Source organism: Streptomyces sp. P17, assembly GCF_032436805.1.
Taxonomy (GTDB): Bacteria; Actinomycetota; Actinomycetes; order Streptomycetales; family Streptomycetaceae; genus Streptomyces.
Map to the genome: position 1 here is coordinate 1 of NZ_JAVRBF010000335.1, position 447 is coordinate 447.

1 protein-coding gene is annotated in these 447 nt (G+C 47.7%); it reads right to left on the bottom strand.

Annotated features, from left to right (window positions below; all coding sequences use genetic code 11):
- Window positions 1-447 (bottom strand): hypothetical protein (locus tag RMT89_RS41155; protein ID WP_315888868.1); only part of this gene is annotated, 447 nt, incomplete at both ends.

Here is a 447-nt window from a genome sequence, read left to right on the forward strand (position 1 = left end):
GTTACCGAGGTAACATTACCGGTAATCGGATAAGGCACCTGCAAGACATCAGGAGCCGGTGTGTAATAGGATCGATCATTCCCCGGATCGTTCAAGGGAATGTGTCCACCGAGCAGATCACTGACCTCAAGGATTTTCAGCACACCACCTTTGAACGGCTCCCCACCAAGATCGCTGATATAGCGATACGGCTGGTCACTGTCAGCAGACTGTGCAAAGTCACGCTTGAGATGGTAATTGGTGATGTGCTCATGTTGCTCAACCAGAAGCTCATTCGTTTTCAAGGGAAAGCGTGTATAGAGCTTCAGGAGAGAGTTGTTGATATATACGATGAGCTTGTTGTGATACTTCTCGATAATCTCACCAGAGCCATCATTGCTCATGGAAAGCTGCGAGAGTTCACCTACAGAAAGCTCCTCGAACAATTCAGAGAGGCGCATATTACTT